Origin of the sequence: Rhizobium acaciae, from assembly GCF_025941625.1 — a bacterium.
GTDB lineage: Bacteria > Pseudomonadota > Alphaproteobacteria > Rhizobiales > Rhizobiaceae > Rhizobium > Rhizobium acaciae.
Map to the genome: position 1 here is coordinate 243,687 of NZ_JAPCZO010000005.1, position 16,991 is coordinate 260,677.

At 61.7% G+C, this 16,991-nt stretch carries 15 protein-coding genes and 1 pseudogene; 6 read left to right on the top strand and 10 right to left on the bottom strand.

Features of this window, described 5'->3' with window-relative positions:
• Positions 1 to 98 precede the first annotated feature (98 nt).
• Positions 99 to 1,289 carry a winged helix-turn-helix domain-containing protein gene (locus OLZ32_RS10385; protein ID WP_264420906.1) on the top strand — a complete coding sequence of 397 codons (1,191 nt, stop codon included), beginning with the start codon at positions 99 to 101 and terminating at the stop codon, positions 1,287 to 1,289.
• Positions 1,290 to 1,514: 225 nt separating this feature from the next.
• Here OLZ32_RS10385 and ribB read toward each other — a convergent pair whose 3' ends face one another.
• The 3 genes from ribB to OLZ32_RS10400 form a co-directional block, all read right to left on the bottom strand.
• Entirely contained in the window at positions 1,515 to 2,618 is a 1,104-nt protein-coding gene (gene ribB, locus OLZ32_RS10390; RefSeq protein ID WP_264420908.1) for a 3,4-dihydroxy-2-butanone-4-phosphate synthase, read from the bottom strand.
• A gap of 12 nt (positions 2,619 to 2,630) precedes the next feature.
• On the bottom strand, positions 2,631 to 3,728 hold the full coding sequence (gene aroC, locus OLZ32_RS10395) for a chorismate synthase (protein ID WP_130749422.1): 1,098 nt from the start codon (positions 3,726 to 3,728) through the stop codon (positions 2,631 to 2,633).
• A gap of 232 nt (positions 3,729 to 3,960) precedes the next feature.
• Complete coding sequence (locus OLZ32_RS10400; protein WP_264420912.1) at positions 3,961 to 7,140, bottom strand: bifunctional diguanylate cyclase/phosphodiesterase; 3,180 nt, start codon at positions 7,138 to 7,140, stop codon at positions 3,961 to 3,963.
• Between the two features lie 244 nt (positions 7,141 to 7,384).
• Between OLZ32_RS10400 and OLZ32_RS10405 the strand changes: the two genes are divergently transcribed.
• On the top strand, positions 7,385 to 7,645 hold the full coding sequence (locus OLZ32_RS10405) for a DUF1344 domain-containing protein (protein WP_003569889.1): 261 nt from the start codon (positions 7,385 to 7,387) through the stop codon (positions 7,643 to 7,645).
• Between the two features lie 103 nt (positions 7,646 to 7,748).
• Here the strand turns inward: OLZ32_RS10405 and OLZ32_RS10410 are convergent, their stop codons facing one another.
• The 4 genes from OLZ32_RS10410 to OLZ32_RS10425 all read right to left on the bottom strand — a co-directional run bounded on the left by OLZ32_RS10410 (position 7,749) and on the right by OLZ32_RS10425 (position 11,449).
• On the bottom strand, positions 7,749 to 8,339 hold the full coding sequence (locus tag OLZ32_RS10410) for a histidine phosphatase family protein (RefSeq protein ID WP_017990513.1): 591 nt from the start codon (positions 8,337 to 8,339) through the stop codon (positions 7,749 to 7,751).
• Between the two features lie 23 nt (positions 8,340 to 8,362).
• Entirely contained in the window at positions 8,363 to 9,181 is an 819-nt protein-coding gene (fabI, locus tag OLZ32_RS10415; protein ID WP_003545976.1) for an enoyl-ACP reductase FabI, read from the bottom strand.
• A 121-nt stretch (positions 9,182 to 9,302) separates the two neighbouring features.
• Complete coding sequence (locus tag OLZ32_RS10420) at positions 9,303 to 10,520, bottom strand: J domain-containing protein (RefSeq protein ID WP_264420914.1); 1,218 nt, start codon at positions 10,518 to 10,520, stop codon at positions 9,303 to 9,305.
• Positions 10,521 to 10,987: 467 nt separating this feature from the next.
• Complete coding sequence (locus OLZ32_RS10425; protein ID WP_024324002.1) at positions 10,988 to 11,449, bottom strand: Lrp/AsnC family transcriptional regulator; 462 nt, start codon at positions 11,447 to 11,449, stop codon at positions 10,988 to 10,990.
• 137 nt (positions 11,450 to 11,586) lie between these two features.
• Here OLZ32_RS10425 and OLZ32_RS10430 point away from each other — a divergent pair, with 137 nt between their 5' ends.
• On the top strand, positions 11,587 to 12,579 hold the full coding sequence (locus OLZ32_RS10430; RefSeq protein ID WP_264420917.1) for an ornithine cyclodeaminase family protein: 993 nt from the start codon (positions 11,587 to 11,589) through the stop codon (positions 12,577 to 12,579).
• A gap of 13 nt (positions 12,580 to 12,592) precedes the next feature.
• On the opposite strand, the pseudogene OLZ32_RS10435 reads toward OLZ32_RS10430, so the two are convergent.
• Positions 12,593 to 12,715, bottom strand: a pseudogene (locus tag OLZ32_RS10435) (IS5/IS1182 family transposase); the annotation flags it as partial.
• Between the two features lie 31 nt (positions 12,716 to 12,746).
• On the bottom strand, positions 12,747 to 13,205 hold the full coding sequence (locus tag OLZ32_RS10440; protein WP_011650749.1) for an RT0821/Lpp0805 family surface protein: 459 nt from the start codon (positions 13,203 to 13,205) through the stop codon (positions 12,747 to 12,749).
• 65 nt (positions 13,206 to 13,270) lie between these two features.
• Between OLZ32_RS10440 and pdxH the strand changes: the two genes are divergently transcribed.
• Positions 13,271 to 13,891, top strand: a complete 621-nt coding sequence (pdxH, locus tag OLZ32_RS10445) for a pyridoxamine 5'-phosphate oxidase (protein WP_072639439.1) — start codon at positions 13,271 to 13,273, stop codon at positions 13,889 to 13,891.
• A 108-nt stretch (positions 13,892 to 13,999) separates the two neighbouring features.
• On the opposite strand, the gene OLZ32_RS10450 is transcribed toward pdxH, so the two are convergent.
• A complete protein-coding gene (locus OLZ32_RS10450) occupies positions 14,000 to 15,037 on the bottom strand; it encodes a polysaccharide deacetylase family protein (RefSeq protein ID WP_264420923.1) in 1,038 nt (345 codons plus the stop codon).
• Positions 15,038 to 15,299: 262 nt separating this feature from the next.
• Between OLZ32_RS10450 and OLZ32_RS10455 the strand changes: the two genes are divergently transcribed.
• On the top strand, positions 15,300 to 16,583 hold the full coding sequence (locus tag OLZ32_RS10455; protein WP_264420949.1) for a D-alanyl-D-alanine carboxypeptidase family protein: 1,284 nt from the start codon (positions 15,300 to 15,302) through the stop codon (positions 16,581 to 16,583).
• Positions 16,584 to 16,666: 83 nt separating this feature from the next.
• On the top strand, positions 16,667 to 16,984 hold the full coding sequence (locus OLZ32_RS10460) for a nucleoside triphosphate pyrophosphohydrolase family protein (protein WP_028742779.1): 318 nt from the start codon (positions 16,667 to 16,669) through the stop codon (positions 16,982 to 16,984).
• Positions 16,985 to 16,991: the final 7 nt, after the last annotated feature.

Genomic DNA, 16,991 nt, shown 5'->3' on the forward strand with positions numbered 1-16,991 from the left:
CGATCCCGCTTCTATACGGGTAATCGAGGGTGATGAAAGAGCAAATTGCGCTGTCGATATCGGGTGGCTAGGAAGATTTTCCGGATTATGATGGGGCCATGACGAATCTGCTTTCCAATTCCGACGCCCGCCGTGTCTTCCTTGCCAAGCAGGGCCTCAGCGCTCCGCCGAACCGCGCCTTGACCAAGGCCGGCTTGTTGCAGCTCATCCATGAACTGGGTTTCGTCCAGGTGGACAGCATTCAGACGGTGGAGCGGGCCCATCATCAGATCCTGTTTTCCCGCAACCAGACCTATAGGCGCGAGCACCTGACCGCGCTGCTCGAAAAGGACGGTGCGCTGTTCGAGCATTGGACGCACGACGCTTCCATCCTGCCGAGCGCCTTCTTCGTCTATTGGAAGCACAAGTTCCTTCATCAGGAGAAGGTGCTCATCGAACGCTGGCGCAGATGGCGCGGCGAGGGCTTCGAGGCGGCGTTTGCGGAGACCTATGAGCGCGTTGAGCGCGACGGTGCAATCCTCTCACGCGATATCAAGGCCGATGGACACGTTTCCGGCGGCTGGTGGAACTGGCATCCGAACAAGACGGCGCTCGAATATTTCTGGCACACCGGCAAATTCGCCATCGCCGGCCGCTCGAACTTCCAGAAGATCTATGATCTGGCGGAGCGCGTCATCCCGGCCGAATTCCGCGAGCCGGAGGTGAGCCGCGAGGAATTTGTCGACTGGGCTTGCCGCAGCGCGCTCACCCGGCTCGGCTTCGCCACCCATGGCGAGATATCAGCCTTCTGGAACCTGGTCTCGCCCGATGAGGCCAAGGCCTGGGTATCAACCCATCGCGACGAACTGATCGAAGTGCTGATCGAACCGGCGCTCGGCGGCAAGGCGCGGCCATCCTGGGCTTTTGCCGATTTCCTGTCGACGCTCGACGACTATCCCGGCGCGCCGCCCCGCATCCGTGTGCTCAGCCCCTTCGACCCGATGATCCGCGACCGCAACCGCACCGAACGCCTGTTCGGCTTCTTCTACCGCATCGAGATTTTCGTGCCCGAGCCGAAGCGCGAATATGGCTATTACGTCTTCCCGCTGCTCGAAGGCGACAGACTGATCGGCCGCATCGACATGAAGGCGGACCGGAAGAAGTCGACGCTCGACGTCAAGCGGCTCTGGCTGGAGCCGGGTGTGAAGCCGTCAGCCGGGCGGCTGGAGAGGCTGGAAGCGGAGTTGGAGCGGCTCGCGCGGTTTGCCGGCGTGGAGAAGGTCGTGTTTCTGGAGGGGTGGAGAGGGTAAAGCCTTCGCCGGAGCAGCAGCATCCTGCGCGAAAACCCCTCCCCAACCCCTCCCCACAAGGGGGAGGGGCGGCCGTGTGGCGCCCGTCGCATTTCGTTCCTGACGATACGGCATGTGGTGGCGTATTTTTGGTGGCAGGACCGGGCCGCGGGTTAGTCCCGTCCCCTTGTGGGGAGGGGTTGGGGAGGGGTCTTTGTCTCTGCCTTGCCGACCGCTGAGCTCCCCTCAGCAGATCTCCGTCGTGCTGATCTTGATGCCGAAACCTTCGAGGCCGACATAGTGGCGCTCGCGGCTGGTCAGCAGCTTGATCGAGCTGACGCCGAGATCCTTGAGGATCTGGGCGCCGAGGCCGATTTCCAGCCATTCGCTGTCGCGCGTCTGGGCTTCGGCATGGGCCTCGCGGCCCTGGTTGCGGGCCTTGCGGCCGTTATCGTGGTGGCCGACGCCGACGGAGCCTTCGCGCAGATAGACGATGACGCCGCGGCCTTGCACGGAAATCTTCTGCATGTAGAAATCGACCGGGCTGTTCTTGCCGAAGAGATCCTCGGCGACATTCTCCGGATGCAGGCGCACCGGGATGTCGACGCCGTCGCGGATGTCGCCGAAGACGACGGCAAGATGCTGCATCGGGTCCCAGGGCAGGGAATAGGTATGGGCCTTGGCCTTGCCGAACGGCGTCTCGATGTCGAAGCTGGTGCCGAGTTCGATCAGCGTTTCCTTGCGCTGGCGGTAGGCGATGAGATCGGCGACGGAGACGAGCTTCAGCCCGTGCTGCGCGGCGAAGTCGACCACCTCAGGGCCGCGCGTCACCGTGCCGTCGTCGTTGACGAGCTCGGAGATGACGCCGATCAGCGGCAGGCCGGCGAGCTTGCAGAGGTCGACGGCGGCTTCCGTATGGCCGGAGCGCATCAGCACCCCGCCTTCGCGGGAAACCAGCGGGAAGATGTGGCCGGGACGGACGAAATCGGAAGCGCCGACATTCGGATTGGCGAGGTTGCGCACCGTCAGCGTCCGGTCGTCGGCGGAGATGCCGGTCGTCGTGCCGTGCTTGAAATCGACCGAGACGGTGAAGGCCGTCGTATGGGCCGAATCGTTTTCCGCCACCATGGCGTTGAGGTTGAGGCGCTTGGCCTCTTCCTTCGGCATCGGCGCGCAGACGATGCCGGAGGTATGGCGCACGATGAAGGCCATCTTTTCCGGTGTGCAATGCACCGCGGCGACGATCAGGTCGCCCTCGTTCTCGCGGTCATTGTCGTCCATGACGACGACGATCTCGCCGGCCTCGAAGGCCCGGATGGCGTCGACGACGCGCTTCTGGTCGTAAGACATGGGCGAGCGCTCCTATTTCAGACGGCCGGTCTGGCCGCGGTCGCGAAGATAATGGTCGGCGATGGCGCAGGCGACCATGGCCTCGCCGATCGGCACGGCGCGGATGCCGACGCAGGGATCGTGCCGGCCCTTGGTGCGGATATCAACATTCTTGCCCTCCGCATCGATCGACTGGCGTTCGGTCAGGATCGACGAGGTCGGCTTGACGGCGAAACGCGCCACCACCGGCTGTCCGGTGGAGATCCCGCCGAGAATACCGCCGGCATTGTTGGAAAGGAAGATCGGCGTGCCGTCATTGCCCATGCGCATCTCGTCGGCATTGTCTTCGCCTGAGGTTTCGGCGGCGGCAAAACCATTGCCGATCTCGACGCCCTTGACGGCGTTGATCGACATCAGCAGCGAGGCGATGTCCTGGTCGAGCTTGGCATAAATCGGCGCGCCGAGGCCGGCCGGCACACCTTCGGCAATCACTTCGATGACGGCGCCGATCGACGAGCCGTTCTTGCGGATGCCGTCGAGATATTCCTCCCAGACCGGCACGATCGCCGCATCGGGCGAGAAGAACGGGTTCTGATCGACCTGGTCCCAGTCCCAGTTGCGGCGGTCGATCTTGTGCTTGCCGATCTGCACCAGCGCGCCGCGCACGGTAACGCCTGGTACGACAAGGCGGGCGATGCCGCCGGCGGCAACCCGCGCAGCGGTTTCGCGCGCCGAGGAGCGGCCGCCGCCGCGATAGTCGCGAATGCCGTATTTGAGGTCATAGGTATAGTCGGCATGGCCGGGGCGGTATTGCCGGGCGATCTCGCCGTAATCCTTGGAGCGCTGGTCGGTGTTTTCGATCAGCATGGAGATCGGCGTGCCGGTGGTCGTCATCGTCTCGCCGTCGGCGTCGAGCATGACGCCGGATAGTACCTTCACCAGATCGTCCTCGCGGCGCTGCGTCACGAAGCGGGATTGGCCGGGCTTGCGCTTGTCGAGCCAGACCTGCAGGTCCTCGAGCTTGAAGCTGAGCCCCGGAGGGCAGCCGTCGACGACGCAGCCGAGCGCCGGACCATGGCTTTCGCCCCAGGTGGTTACGCGGAAAAGGTGACCGAATGTATTGTGCGACATGTGTTCCCACGGTGGCGCGCCAAAGCCGGTCGCTGCCGGCCGCGCCATTGCTTGAAAAGGCGCGACACTCATAGGCCAAAAAACCGCCGAGGCAAAAGCCTTTCTTTGCGCCAAACCGGCAGCTCAGGAAATGCTGTTTCCGTTCGTTGCCACGGACGGGTGGCGCATGTTGGCCCCATGCTCTCTGCTCAGGCGGGGAGGGGGAAGGGCGAGACCTGTCGGCAGGCCGCGATCAGGACGCCAGCCGCCACCCCGTTCCTGTGGCTTCGTTGGTGAAATCGTCGAAGGAGAGCGGCCGCGAGAAGGCAAAGCCCTGCAGGATATCGCAGCCGAGATCGCGCAGCAGTGCGGCATGTGCCGCCGTCTCCACCCCTTCGGCCACCGTCTCGACGCCGAGCGAGCGGGCGATTTCGATGATCGAGCTGACGAGTGCGCGCTCCTGCGAGGCATTGACGATCGGCTGCACCAGCTGGCGGTCGATCTTCAGCCGCTTGGGCTTCAGCTTCAACAGGCTGACGATCGAGGTATGGCCAGTGCCGAAATCGTCGATCTCGATATCGATGCCGAGCGCCTTGATGCGCTCGAGATTCTGCGAGACGACGTCCTCGCTCTCGTCGAGGAAGATCGATTCCACCAGCTCGAAGGAGATTTCGCCCGGACGGATATGCAGGTCGGCGAGCGATTCCAACAGGCTGCCGTCATGCAGCCGCCGTGCCGAAACATTGACCGAGACCTTGGGCACCACAATGTCGCGCGCCGTCCAGCGCACCTTGTCGCGCAGCGCCGTTTCCAGAACGATCCGGTCGAGCATCTGCACGACATTGATCTCCTCGGCGATGCGCAGGAACTTGTCGGGCGTGAGCAGCCCCTTGGACGGGTGGTTCCAGCGGACCAGCGCCTCGACGCCGGTCAGCTCCATCGTCCGGGCGCAGAATTGCGGCTGATACCAGGCGGTGAATTCGCCGTTGTCGATGCCGGCAAGGATCTCGTCGGCGGTGCGCTTGGTGTTGATGATATCGGCCTGGAGATTGTGATTGAAGAATTCGAAGCGGTTGCGGCCCATGCTCTTGGCGCGGTAGAGCGCGATATCGGCATTGATCAGCACCTTGCGCGCATCGACATGGATGCCGTTGGCGAGCGCAATGCCGATCGACACGCCGCAGCGGCAGGAAAACCCCTGGAAATCGATCGGCTGGCGCATCTCCTCGATGATCCGCGTCGAAAGCTGCGCCATCTCCTTGTCGCCGACGTCGAGTGCCAGAATGACGAACTCGTCGCCGCCGATGCGCGCGACGATGTCGCTGCCGCGGACATTCTTGGCAAGCACTTTCGAGGCGTGCACCAGCATCGCATCACCGGCGGCATGGCCGAGCGTGTCGTTGATGTCCTTGAAGCGGTCGAGATCGATATGCAGGATCGAGAATTTCTGCCGCTGCTGAAGGCCGTCCTGGGTGAGATTTTCGAGCGCGATGTCGAGCTTGCGGCGGTTGGCGAGGGCGGTCAGCGGATCGTGCAGCGAATTGTGCTCGATCCTGTTCTTGACGAGCTCGAGCTCGATATTCTTGGCGACCGCCTCGTCCTTGGCCGCTTTCAGCCGGATCGTCATCAGCACGTCTTCGGTGGCGTCGAAGGCGATGCCCATGATCTTCATCTCTCCGGCCCCCGTCTGGTGGACCTTGCCGACCGAGCGCACATAGCGCACCGAGCCGTCGTCGACGATCACGCGGCAGACGAGGGTGTGCGTGTCGCCGTTGCGCTTGAAGTGGCGTGCGCTTTCAAGCGCTAAGGCCCGATCCTCGGGGTGGATGCAGCCAAGCCAGGTCTCTTCGGTCATGAAGCCGTTGCGCGGCGCAAGGCCATAGAGTTCGTGCATCCGCTCGTTCCAGATCGAGCCGCCGAGGCCCGGCCGAGCCTCCCATATGCCGCACTGATAGGAATTGAGCGCTAGGTCGAGCCGGCTGGAAAGCTCGGCGAGCTGCCCCTCGCGGCTCGACAGCTCTTCGAGCGCCAGCTCCAGCTCGGCATTCTTGACCTCGCTCGTATCCATGGCCTTGCGCAGCGTGTCGGTGGTCTCCGCGTCGGCGGTCACGTCCCAGACGATGCCGATCGTCTTGCTGACGCCGCCGGCGTCCGTATAGAAGGCGCCGACCGAGCGCAGGTGGCGGATGCCGCCGTCGCCAAGCAGGATCCGGTACTGCGCCGTGCAGGCGGCACCCGCAATGCTGCAGCTGAAGAAATGCACTTCGGCGGTTTCACGATCCGCGGGCAGGATCGCCGCTAGCCATTCGTCGAGGGCCCGGCTTCCTTCTGCCGCCGCTTTGCCGTGCAGGGCTGCAGCGCGCGCGTCCCAGAGCAGACTGCTCGAATGATCCTCCAGCTCCCAGATGCCGATATTGGAGGATTCCAGCGCCAGGTTGAGCCGCTGCGACAGTTCCAGCAGTTTTGCCTCGCGCGTCTCCAGCGCGGTGATGTTGCGATTGCGCTCGCCGAGCAGCAGGGTGGCGAAGAAGATCGGCACGATGATGATGAAGCCGGCGGCAACGATGATCAGGCGCAGCTCGGTGCGGTTTTCGGGTATCGCGTTCCAGCCGCTGTTCGGGACAGCGGAAAGCTCCCACTTGCCGCCGGCAAAACCGATCTTCTGGCGCATCGGATCCTTGCCGTCGATATCGGAGGACCCGAAGAACGGCGCCGGGGGAGGAGCTTTGGCGGCTGTCGGCGAGCCGGTATCGCGAATGGCGATCGAAAGATGGCCGAGATGCGGATAGCGCTCCTGGTTTTCGCGGTCGCGCGCCGGCATCAGCCCGGTCGCCTGGTAGAACATCGTCTGGTCGATGGCGACTTCGACCGCCCCCCAGATCCGCCGTTGGCCATTCTCCTTGACGTAAACCGGGAAGAAGATGGCAAAGGCGTCCCGGCCGTCGGTGCTGATCGGGCCGTAGAAGCGCGCCGACTGGTTGCCGGTCGCGCTGGTCATCGCCTTGCGAAAGAAGAGAGCCTCGCGCACGTCGCGGCCGATCCGCTCATTGCCGGATTGCGCCGGGTGGATGTCACGGATGATGAAATCAGGCGCGACGGCGATATGAATGAAAGACGGGTTCTGGATCAGCAGCCAGTTGATCTGGCGCTCCATCTCCTCCCCGTTTGCCGCGCTGACGGAGATCAGGTTCGTCAGGTCGCGCACGACGCTGAGGTCCATGTTGATCTCGGCCATGACCCGGGCGCGGATGAGGTTCGTCTCGTTTTCGGTGCGGATACGAAGTTCGCGCACATAAGACGCAGTATTGGCCTGGTCGAGCCCGAAGCCGACCATGATGACGACGAGGGCGACAAGCGACGAAACCAGAAACGAGACGCGGCTATTCTTCAACACGCGCCGCAACTGCTTGCTGTCGCTGAGCCTGGATAACAAAATGAAACCCCCATGTTGACGAGCAACTGTAGGGCGCGCGGGTTAATTTACGATTGCCCGTCGGGCATGCCGAGAGATCGCGGGAAGGGAAAAACCGCGGATTAACGCACCATCTTGATTATATTTAAAATCCTATTCATCAATTGGGCGGGAAAAGCCATTCTTACGGGCAATTTTCGCCATATTCAGGAGCTTATCTGTGGCCAGTCATGTTCTCGTGCAGCGTCTTAAAAGGATTGTCGCCATGCGTTTCGTCGTCGCCACGCTTTTGGCAACAGCAAGCTTCCTGTCACCGATGAGCGGTTTTGCCGAGAGCGCCGATGTCGAGGCGACCATCAAGAAGGTCGACACGGCCAACCTCGTGCTGACGCTCGACGACGGCAAAACCTATCAGGCGCCCGAGGAATTCAATTTCGACGGCCTCGAAGCCGGCGTGAAGGTGATCGTCTTCTATACCGAGGTCGACGGCAAGCGCGTCATCAACGATCTCGATATCGTCAAATAGGCAGCGGATGGCTGCCCCTCACACTAACTTACCGGGGTCGAGCCACTCGTCTCGACCCAGGCAAAGATGCCGACAGGCGGATGAGAGGCGGGCTTGGCAATACCTATAGCCAGGCGATCGTCCGCTCAGTGGTTTCGATCCGGATGATCCGGTCCTGCGGGATCGCGCCTTCTGCGGCAGTGCTTTTCGGCAGGTCGGCGATCGTCTGGAAAAGCGTGCGGATGACGCCGCCATGGGTGACGCAGACCGTCGGACGATCGACGGAGTTCAGCCAAGAGCCGGTGCGCCAGGAGAGGATTTCATAGCTTTCCGCATCATCGCCAGGCGGGATGAAATCCCATTTCGAGGCGTTGCGTTCCGCCACCCGCTCGCGCTGCGTCGCCTTCAACTCCTTGATCGTCGAGCCCTCCCAGTCGCCGAAGGAAATTTCCACCAGCCTCGGATCGGTGCGATAGGCAAGCGGCGGCAGGCTCATGGCGGTGCGCATGATTTCCATCGTCGCGCGCGTGCGCTGAAGCGGGCTTGCGACAAAATCGAACTCGTCGACCGTGTCGCCGAGAATCTCCGCCAGCGCGACACCGTTCTGCCGGGCCTGTTCCAGGCCCGTGGCATTCATCGGGATATCCTTCTGACCCTGCAGACGGCGCTCCGCATTCCAGTCAGTCTGGCCGTGTCTGATCACGTAGATAAGCACGGTCTCGCATCCCTATGGAGAAATCAGTCCTTGACGACGGAAATGTCGGGCGCGTCGACCGCCTTCATGCCGATGACATGATAGCCGCTGTCGGCGTGGTGCACTTCGCCGGTGACGGAGCGCGACAGGTCCGACAGGAGATAGAGGCCGACATCGCCGACTTCTTCGATGGTGACGGTGCGGCGCAGCGGCGCGTTATATTCGTTCCACTTCAGAATATAGCGGAAATCGCCGATGCCGGAGGCGGCAAGCGTCTTGATCGGTCCGGCCGAAACCGCGTTGACGCGGATGTTCTGCGGTCCGAGGTCGACGGCGAGATATTTGACGCTGGCTTCGAGCGCGGCCTTGGCGACGCCCATGACGTTATAGTTCGGCATCACCTTTTCGGCACCGTAATAGGTCAGCGTCAGCATGGCGCCGCCATCCGTCATCAGCTTCTCGGCGCGGCGTGCGACCGAGGTGAAGGAATAGACGGAGATCTGCATCGTCTTGGCGAAATTGTCGGCCGAGGTGTCGACATAGCGGCCGGTCAGCTCGTCCTTGTCGGAAAAGCCGATCGCATGCACGAGGAAATCGATCTTGCCCCACAGCTTTTCGACGTTCCCGAAAACCTCATCGATGGTGGCTTCGTCGGCGACGTCACAGTGGCCGACGAGCGTCGCGCCGATTTCGGCGGCGAGCGGCTCGACACGCTTCTTCAGCGCATCGCCCTGGTAGGTGAACGCAACTTCTCCGCCCTGCGCATGAATGGCCTTGGCAATACCCCACGCAATCGAACGATTGTTGGCGACACCCATGATGACGCCGCGTTTGCCTGCCATGAGGCCGGATGCTTGAGCCATATTTCGCTCCCTAGGATTCTGATCGATCCTGCCTATGGCATAGGCCGTTAATCGGTTCAAGCTTGGCCGGGATCATCAACTGTTAGGGATCGTAATAAAGGGTGCGAATGTCATAAAAATTTCATAGGAACAGGCCTTCGCGCATGCTCCGCATGAGATCGGTGATTTTGTCGTCGGGTTTTTCCCACAGGATAATGCGCAATTCGACAACGAGATCGCCTCTGCCGCCCTCTTCGCGGGGCAATCCCTGGCCGGGAATTCTAATCGTCTTGTCCGAGCCGGACCATGCGGGGATCGTCACGTTCAGCGGCCCGCTCGGTCCTTCGATACGCGCCTCGGTGCCGAGCACGGCATTTTCGATGCTGAGCGGCAGCACCGCGTGCAGATCGAAACCATCGACGGTGAAGCGCGGATCGGGTGCGATGCGAATGTTGATGACGGCGTCGCCGCGCTGCATGCCAGGCAGCTTGAAGCCCTGTCCCTTGAGCCTGATCTCGTGACCGTCGGTCGTGCCTGCCGGCAATGCGAAGCCGATTTCGCGGCCCTCCGGCAGCGACGCGGTAATCCAGCCGCTCTTCAACACGTCGTCGATCGTGACCGTCGCCGTCGTCACCTCATCCGGCGCTTTATCGAGGCCGGTATCCTTGGCGCCGGTGAAACGGCGCACCAGGTTTGTCAGGATGCTGAGCGGCAGCGACAGGTTGGCGGCGGCATTTTGCCCAGCTTCGCCCGCTTCCTCGTCGCCCTTGATCTCGGCCTCGGCGGCATCGCCATCCATGCGCTTGCCGGTCTCGCCCTGGGCGTTTTGTGCCTGCTGACTTTGAGCCTGCTGATATGGCGTCTGCTGGGCGCGACCCTGCGCCTGGCCGCCGCCGGCGGCGCGCGCCTGGGCGCCGAAAATGCGATCCACCATCTCGTCGGCGGCCTCGGTCGCGCCTGCCTGTTGCCTGGAGCCGTCGGCGGCGGCCTTCTGGGCGGCACGCGCCAGCTCTTCCATCACGCGCTCGGCATTGGCCTGCGCCGCCTTGGCGCGCACGGCTGCCTCGCGGGCGGCCTGGCGCTGCTGCATGATCGTCTGTTCGTGCTTCTTGGCTTCGGCCATCCGCAAGGCATTGTCGAACAGGCTGCGTTTGCGTGGGTCCTTCAAGGTTTCATAGGCGCGGCCGATCTCGGCGAACCGGGCCGTCGCCGTCGGGTCGTCCTGATTATGGTCGGGATGGGCTGATTTGGCCATGTTGCGCCAAGCCGCCTTGATCTCGTCTACTGCCGCGTCGCGCTTGACGCCCAGAATTTTATAAGGATCGCGCATGTTAAAACCGCCGGTGTTGCGATGCGGCAAGCCTCGTCCTTGCCCGGCATCCCCGTCCAATAAAACGTGTGTGGCGTCACCCGCCGCAAAGGCAGGAACAGCCACTCTCAACGCCGATCCTGCGGCGGAGTTGCTAATCACTTGTTATTTCTGTGAAGAGATGTGGGGTGTTTCGCGGTAAATGGTTAGCTCTTTGCTAAGCATTCGGCAGAAAGCGGTCGCGCGTTAACCTGTTGGCGAGGGCGCTGCGCGTCTTTCGGACGCGCAAAGGGACGCGGTAATGGTTTGAATTTAGCCTTAGGCGGCGTGGACACTTGTCTGATCGATAAGATGATGGCGGCGACGCGCGACTACCGACAGACCACGGGAACCGGCGTTCGCTCCCCGGGTTGCCGCAATGAAAGCGATCTGTACCTCCGTGAACTTCGACTTTTCATGCCGAAAACTCCGTCTAGACTGGAATTTCCAGTCTCAACCGGTCCGGAAAATCGCAGGTGTCAAAGCGGCAACAATGCGTCAGGCTTCACATCACCGATTGATGCGTAACTGTGGGTTTCCCTGACGCCAGGAAGTGGCAGAATGACCCGCTGCAGGAATTCCTGAAACGTCGCCATATCCGCTATTCGTGCTTTGACCAGGTAGTCGAAGCCACCAATCACCATATGACATTCGATGATTTCGGGTGCCTTCGCAACAGCCTCCGCAAAGCGGTCGAAGACGTGCGGCGCGGTGTGATCGAGCCTTACCTCGATAAAGACGAGCGTGCCACGTCCGATCTTTGAAGGCTCGAGCACAGCCCGCACAGCGCGGATAAAGCCTTCACTGAAAAGCCGCTTGATGCGTTGGGATGCGCCGGTCGGTGACAATCCAACGCGTTCGGCGAGGTCAAGAACAGTGCGGCGACCATCTTCTTGCAATAGCCCGAGCAGCATCCGATCGACACGGTCCAAGTCACTCATTTCTGATTCACACTTTCTTGGGTTGATATGCGTGATAATCACGTAAATATGTCGAAAATACTATATTTTATCGCGCAGTTTGCCGCAATACGGTTGGAAAGGAACTAAACCCCGACCAGACGAAGGCAAGCAACATCATGCACAGAACCCAACCTGCCTTAAGCACTCACACCAAAGGTGAGATCAAGATTCTCTCGCTGAGCGAAGCGGAGGTCAAAACATGTATCGACCTGCGCAAGCTGCTCGACGCGCTAGCGGACGGGTTCAAAGCGCTCTCCGACGGTCGTGTCGTCAATCCAGCGCGGCCACAACTCGATATTCCGAATGCGGGCTATTCGTTGGCGATGCCAGCCTGGATGAAGGGAATGCATTTGACCGTAAAACTGGTCAACGTGTTCGAAGGCAATATCGCCCGGGGCATCCCCAGTCACCTCGCAACAATACATCTCTTCGATCCAGAAACAGGAACGCCTGTTTGCATTATGGACGGCACCTACATCACGGCTGTACGCACGTCTGGTTCGGCCGTCCTCTCAGTGCGAGAACTCGCCAGGTGTAATGCCAAGGTCGCGACCGTCGTGGGCGCGGGCGTTCAAGCCAGCCAGCACCTTCGTCTGTTGCCGCTCGTTCGCGATTTCCAGGAAATTCGGGTGTTCTCTAAAGATTTTGCTGATGCGCAGGCGCTGGCTTCACGTCATTCAGGCATCACTGCCGTCGAGGATCTTGAGGCGGCGATACGCTCTTCAGATGTCGTGTGCCTCGCGACGCACTCCTATGTTCCAGCAATATCCGCAGAATGGGTTCAACCAGGAACGCACGTGTCTTCGGTTGGCGTCGCGCCCCCCGGCGGCGAACTTCCGATCGATTTGATGGCTCGCGGCACCCTCTTTGTTGAGGCGCGGGATTCGTTTGCACCAACACCCGTAGGCTGCTGCGAACTTGCAAATATTGATCCCGAGGCAAGCACCGATCTTGGCGCGATGTTGCTGGGGCAGCGACCAGGTCGGACCTCAGATCAGCAGGTCACAATCTACAAGGCCATGGGCGTCGCCATGGAAGATATGGTGACAGCCGACCTCGCTTACCGCGAGGCCAAGCGCCTGGGTGTGGGCCAAACTATTTCTCTCTAGGTGGCCTGGGCTGTTATCTGATCCATAGGACGATCGCTGCGATCGTGACGACGGCGAGGTCGTTTCTGGCGGTTTTCTCGAAGCGCGTTGCGACTCTTTTGAACTGCTTCAGTTTGGAGAAGCAGCATTCGACCACACGACCTAGGAGGCTCAGCTCTCCCGCTGGATCAGCTCTCGGGCTGGAAGCTCAGAAGTTGCCAGTTGCCGCCGCCGACGAGGCAGGTCTTGCCGTAGAATTTGGCGATGCCGACATAGGAATGCCGGGTCGTGCGGAACTGGCGGCAGACCTGGCCGGACTCATTGTTCTCGACGATCGTATCGATGACGCCGGCACTGCCCGTCGATGCGTTCGCCCAGGGAAGCGGCTGGCCCTCGAGCCTTTGCACGTCGGCCGAGGTCACGGCGTTGCGCACGGTCATTTCGTCGGAAAGCGTATCGGTGCTCGGCGGCGTCTGCGGCACGGTGCCGGTTGCCACCGACCGGTCGACCTTGGCTTCACTGAGGAAATCCATGCCGCCGCCGACGCAGCCGGACAGCGACAACATCGCGACGCCGATGACGAAGAACACAGTGCTGCGTTGCCGCAGGCCCTTTGTATGGCGAGATGACTTTGTTATGACTTCCACCCTGCATCCTGTCCAGTTATCAAAAGCTGGGCGAGTTTTGAATAATCCGGGGCATTTGAACCAATATGTCGGCAAACGAGTTAACAAGCGGTGACTTTACCGAAAGTGGCGAGCCCTTCAAGCTCTTTGCCGAATGGCTGAAAGAAGCCGAGGCCTCAGAGCCCAATGACCCCAATGCGGTGGCGCTGGCAACGGTCGATGAGGATGGTCTTCCGAATGTCCGCATGGTTCTCCTGAAGGGATTCGACGACGACGGTTTCGTCTTTTACACCAATTTCGAGAGCCAGAAAGGCCGCGAAATTCTCGGCCAGAAAAAGGCCGCCATGTGCTTTCACTGGAAAAGCCTGCGGCGTCAGGTGAGGCTGCGCGGCCCCGTCGAGATCGTCACCGATGCCGAAGCCGACGCCTATTTCAAGACGCGGGCGCGCGGCAGCCGCATCGGCGCCTGGGCCTCCAGACAATCCCGCCCGCTCGAAAGCCGTTTCGCGCTCGAAAAGGCCGTGGCCGAATATACAGCGCGTTATGCTATCGGCGAGATTCCGCGCCCGGCCCACTGGTCGGGCTTCCGCATCCGCCCGACCTCGATCGAATTCTGGAAGGACCAGAAATTCCGCCTGCATGACCGCGTCGAGTTCCGCCGGCCGTCACCGGAAGGCGAATGGGACAAGGTGCGGATGTATCCCTAGAGCAATTCCGTTTTTCTTCGAATCACGAAATTGCTCTATCTCTTTGTTTCACGCAATTCCGGGCGCAAAACCCGCTGCACACTTTTGCTGGAATTGCTCTAACGGGCTTTACCTGCCCATCAGCTTCAGCGGTATGCCGGAGGCGAGCGCCGAGACGTAGCGTCGCTTCTGGTAGAAGCCGTTGAGCGAAATGCGCGGGAGATAGCCGGTCAATTGCGCTGACGGCAGCCCGGGCTGCGTGGTGACCGCAAGGGTAAAACCGAGATTGCGAGCGATGCGCGCCTCGCGGGCGGTCGCAGCATCAGGCGTGCCATAGGGATAGGCGATCGTCTCGGGACGGATGCCGGTCACCGCCTCGACGTAGTCCGCCGAAACCTGCATTTCGATTCGCGCTTCGGCTTCCGGCAGGCGCGCGAGCGCCCGATGGCTGATCGTATGGGCGCCGAGCGTTGCGAGCGGATGTGCCGCCAGCCATTGCAATTCGCCAGGCCCCATCACCAGTTCGCGGACGATATCCGTCGGCTCGATGCCGTTTTCGCGCGCCAGCAGATCGATGGCGGCAACGGCGCGCGCCTCGTCGGAGCCGTGGATATAGTTGGCAAAGCGGTCGAAGGCATGCCACTGCTGCTGCGGGCTGTCGAGCGCCAGCCGTTCTCTGCCGCGGCCGAAATCGAAGCGGATTTCCGGCACCTGGCGTAAGAGGATCGCCAGCGTCTCCCACCAGATACTGTGGGAGCCCTCGGCAAAACCCTTGGCGACGAACACCGTGAACGGCGCTTGATGCCGCTCGAACACCGGCAGCGCATGCTCCAGATTGTTGCTGTATCCGTCGTCGAGCGTGAAGGCAGCAAACGGCGCTCCACCCTCGGGCTCTGCCAGCAGCACCGGCACTTGATCGAGGGGCACGAAACGATAGCCTTCCCGCCGCAGCCGCCGCAGCGCCGCATCGAGAAAACGGGGGGTGATTTCGAGATGCGCATTCGGCTCGAAAGCCTGGGGCAGGTGCGGGCGGACATGATGCAGGGTGAAGACGATACCGCGCCCGCGTGCTTCGCGCATCAGCCCGACTGAGGCGAGCAGCCAGGAAAACTCGAGCCCGGCGCCGATCGCCAGTCGCTTGCCCAATCGCTTGAATTGTCCCGTCATGCGGCGCTTTTCCCCTGCCTTTTCCGGAAACTAGCAAGTGCGACTTAAGCCTTGCTGAATCCCGATCCGGCACGGGTCTTTCATTTCCTGTTTACCAAGACGATGAAAAGACTAGAAAAATGATAGGCGTTGCCTCAAAGTCGCGCCAAACTTGCGGCTTCTGTCACATTACGGCACAAATGCCGGTCTGACCGAGAGCCCGCATCAAGGGCAGCGCATCAGGTGCCAGCGTATGAGGGGCCAGGGTATGAGGGGAAAGTGCATGAGAAAGCTTTTGGCGGCTGTTTTGACCGTAACGCTTGCCGTTTCGGCGCCGCTTGCGGCCCTTGCCGGCAACGCTTCGCTGATCCTCGATGCCCGGACCGGCAAAGTTCTCGCCTCCGAAAACGCCGATACGCTGAACCATCCGGCCTCGCTGACGAAGATGATGACGCTCTATCTCACCTTCGAGGCGTTGAAGCGCGGCAAGATCACCTGGGACACCCCGATCCGGATGTCGAAATACGCCGCTGCACGCCCGCCGACCAAGCTTGGCGTCAAGGCGGGCGGCACGATCACCGTGCGCGAGGCGGTCTATGGCATGATCGTCAAATCCGCCAATGATGCCGCCTCCGCAATGGGCGAGAAGCTCGCCGGCTCGGAAAGCGGCTTTGCCCGGGTGATGACGGCCAAAGCCCGCCAGCTCGGCATGAGCCGCACCGTCTTCGTCAACGCTTCCGGCCTGCCGGACGGCCGTCAGGTCACGACGGCGCGTGACATGTCGACGCTCGCCATCGCGCTGATGAAGAATTATCCGAACGAATACCGGCTGTTTTCGACGGCCAGTTTCAATTTCCGCGGCCGGACGGTGCGCGGCCACAACAATCTCATGTACCGCTACCAGGGAATGGACGGCATCAAGACCGGTTATACCAACGCTTCCGGCTTCAACCTCGTCAGCGCGGTCAGAGACGGCAACCGCCGCGTCGTCGGCGTCGTGCTCGGCGGCCGCACCGCCCGCAGCCGCGACGCAAAGATGGCCGGTTTGCTCGACCGTTATCTCGGCCGCGCCTCGTCTTCCGGCGGCGCAAAGCTGATGGCGAGCGTCGGCGCAAGGGAACCCGTCGAAGTCGCGTCCGCCGCCGAGGCCTCCGATGTTCCGGTGCCGCTCAACGCACCGCGGCAAGTCGACGATCTCGCAGCCAAGAGCCTTGCCTATGCCGATGACGCCGTCGTGCCGCTGGATCGTCCCGTCGCGATGGACGAGATCCTGAACGCCGGCAAGACGCCGAAGACATCGGCAGAGAAGGCCAATGGCGACTGGCAGATCCAGATCTCGGCCGCTCCCAGCGCCGATGCGGCTCGTGCGCTTCTCGCCCTGGCGAAGTCGGAAGCCGGCGCGCCGCTCGTTTCCGCCTCGCCCTATACCGAGGCGGTCGGGCAGGGGGTCAACAAGATCTATCGCGCCCGCTTCGTCGGTTTCGCCAGCAAGGATGCCGCCGTCTCGGCCTGCGATGCCCTGAAGCAGCGCTCCTATGACTGCATGCTGCTGCCGGATCGCGGCTGATCGCCGTCCGGCACTCTGGACAATCCCGTTCTGGACAATTGTTGGGAATCAGCGTCTCCTCCATAAACAAAAGGAGAACGCTCATGCTGCGCCGTCTCGCCGATCAGTTCGAAACCTCATCCGCGGCCTATGCCGCAGCCAACGGCATCGAACGTGACGCCGACTGGTTTTTGCTGAAGCTGCAGGAGGAGGTGGGCGAACTCACCCAGGCCTGGAACCGCCTGACCGGCCGCGGGCGCCGCAGGGAACGGACGCAGGAAGAACTCGACCGCGATCTCGCCGACGAAACCGCCGACCTGCTCGGCCACATCCTGCTCTTTGCCCGCCGCAACGATATCGACCTTGCCGCCGCGATCGAACGGAAGTGGCGGTTCCAGCCGGCGCTGACGTCGAAGGGCTGATGCATGT

Excerpts from the sequence above, each read along its gene's own strand:
- OLZ32_RS10385 (WP_264420906.1), top strand. The coding sequence starts at position 99 with ATGACGAATCTGCTTTCCAATTCCGACGCCCGCCGTGTCTTCCTTGCC.
- ribB (WP_264420908.1), bottom strand. The coding sequence starts at position 2,618 with ATGTCTTACGACCAGAAGCGCGTCGTCGACGCCATCCGGGCCTTCGAG.
- aroC (WP_130749422.1), bottom strand. The coding sequence starts at position 3,728 with ATGTCGCACAATACATTCGGTCACCTTTTCCGCGTAACCACCTGGGGC.
- OLZ32_RS10405 (WP_003569889.1), top strand. The coding sequence starts at position 7,385 with ATGCGTTTCGTCGTCGCCACGCTTTTGGCAACAGCAAGCTTCCTGTCA.
- fabI (WP_003545976.1), bottom strand. The coding sequence starts at position 9,181 with ATGGCTCAAGCATCCGGCCTCATGGCAGGCAAACGCGGCGTCATCATG.
- OLZ32_RS10425 (WP_024324002.1), bottom strand. The coding sequence starts at position 11,449 with ATGAGTGACTTGGACCGTGTCGATCGGATGCTGCTCGGGCTATTGCAA.
- OLZ32_RS10430 (WP_264420917.1), top strand. The coding sequence starts at position 11,587 with ATGCACAGAACCCAACCTGCCTTAAGCACTCACACCAAAGGTGAGATC.
- pdxH (WP_072639439.1), top strand. The coding sequence starts at position 13,271 with ATGTCGGCAAACGAGTTAACAAGCGGTGACTTTACCGAAAGTGGCGAG.
- OLZ32_RS10450 (WP_264420923.1), bottom strand. The coding sequence starts at position 15,037 with ATGACGGGACAATTCAAGCGATTGGGCAAGCGACTGGCGATCGGCGCC.
- OLZ32_RS10455 (WP_264420949.1), top strand. The coding sequence starts at position 15,300 with ATGAGAAAGCTTTTGGCGGCTGTTTTGACCGTAACGCTTGCCGTTTCG.
- OLZ32_RS10460 (WP_028742779.1), top strand. The coding sequence starts at position 16,667 with ATGCTGCGCCGTCTCGCCGATCAGTTCGAAACCTCATCCGCGGCCTAT.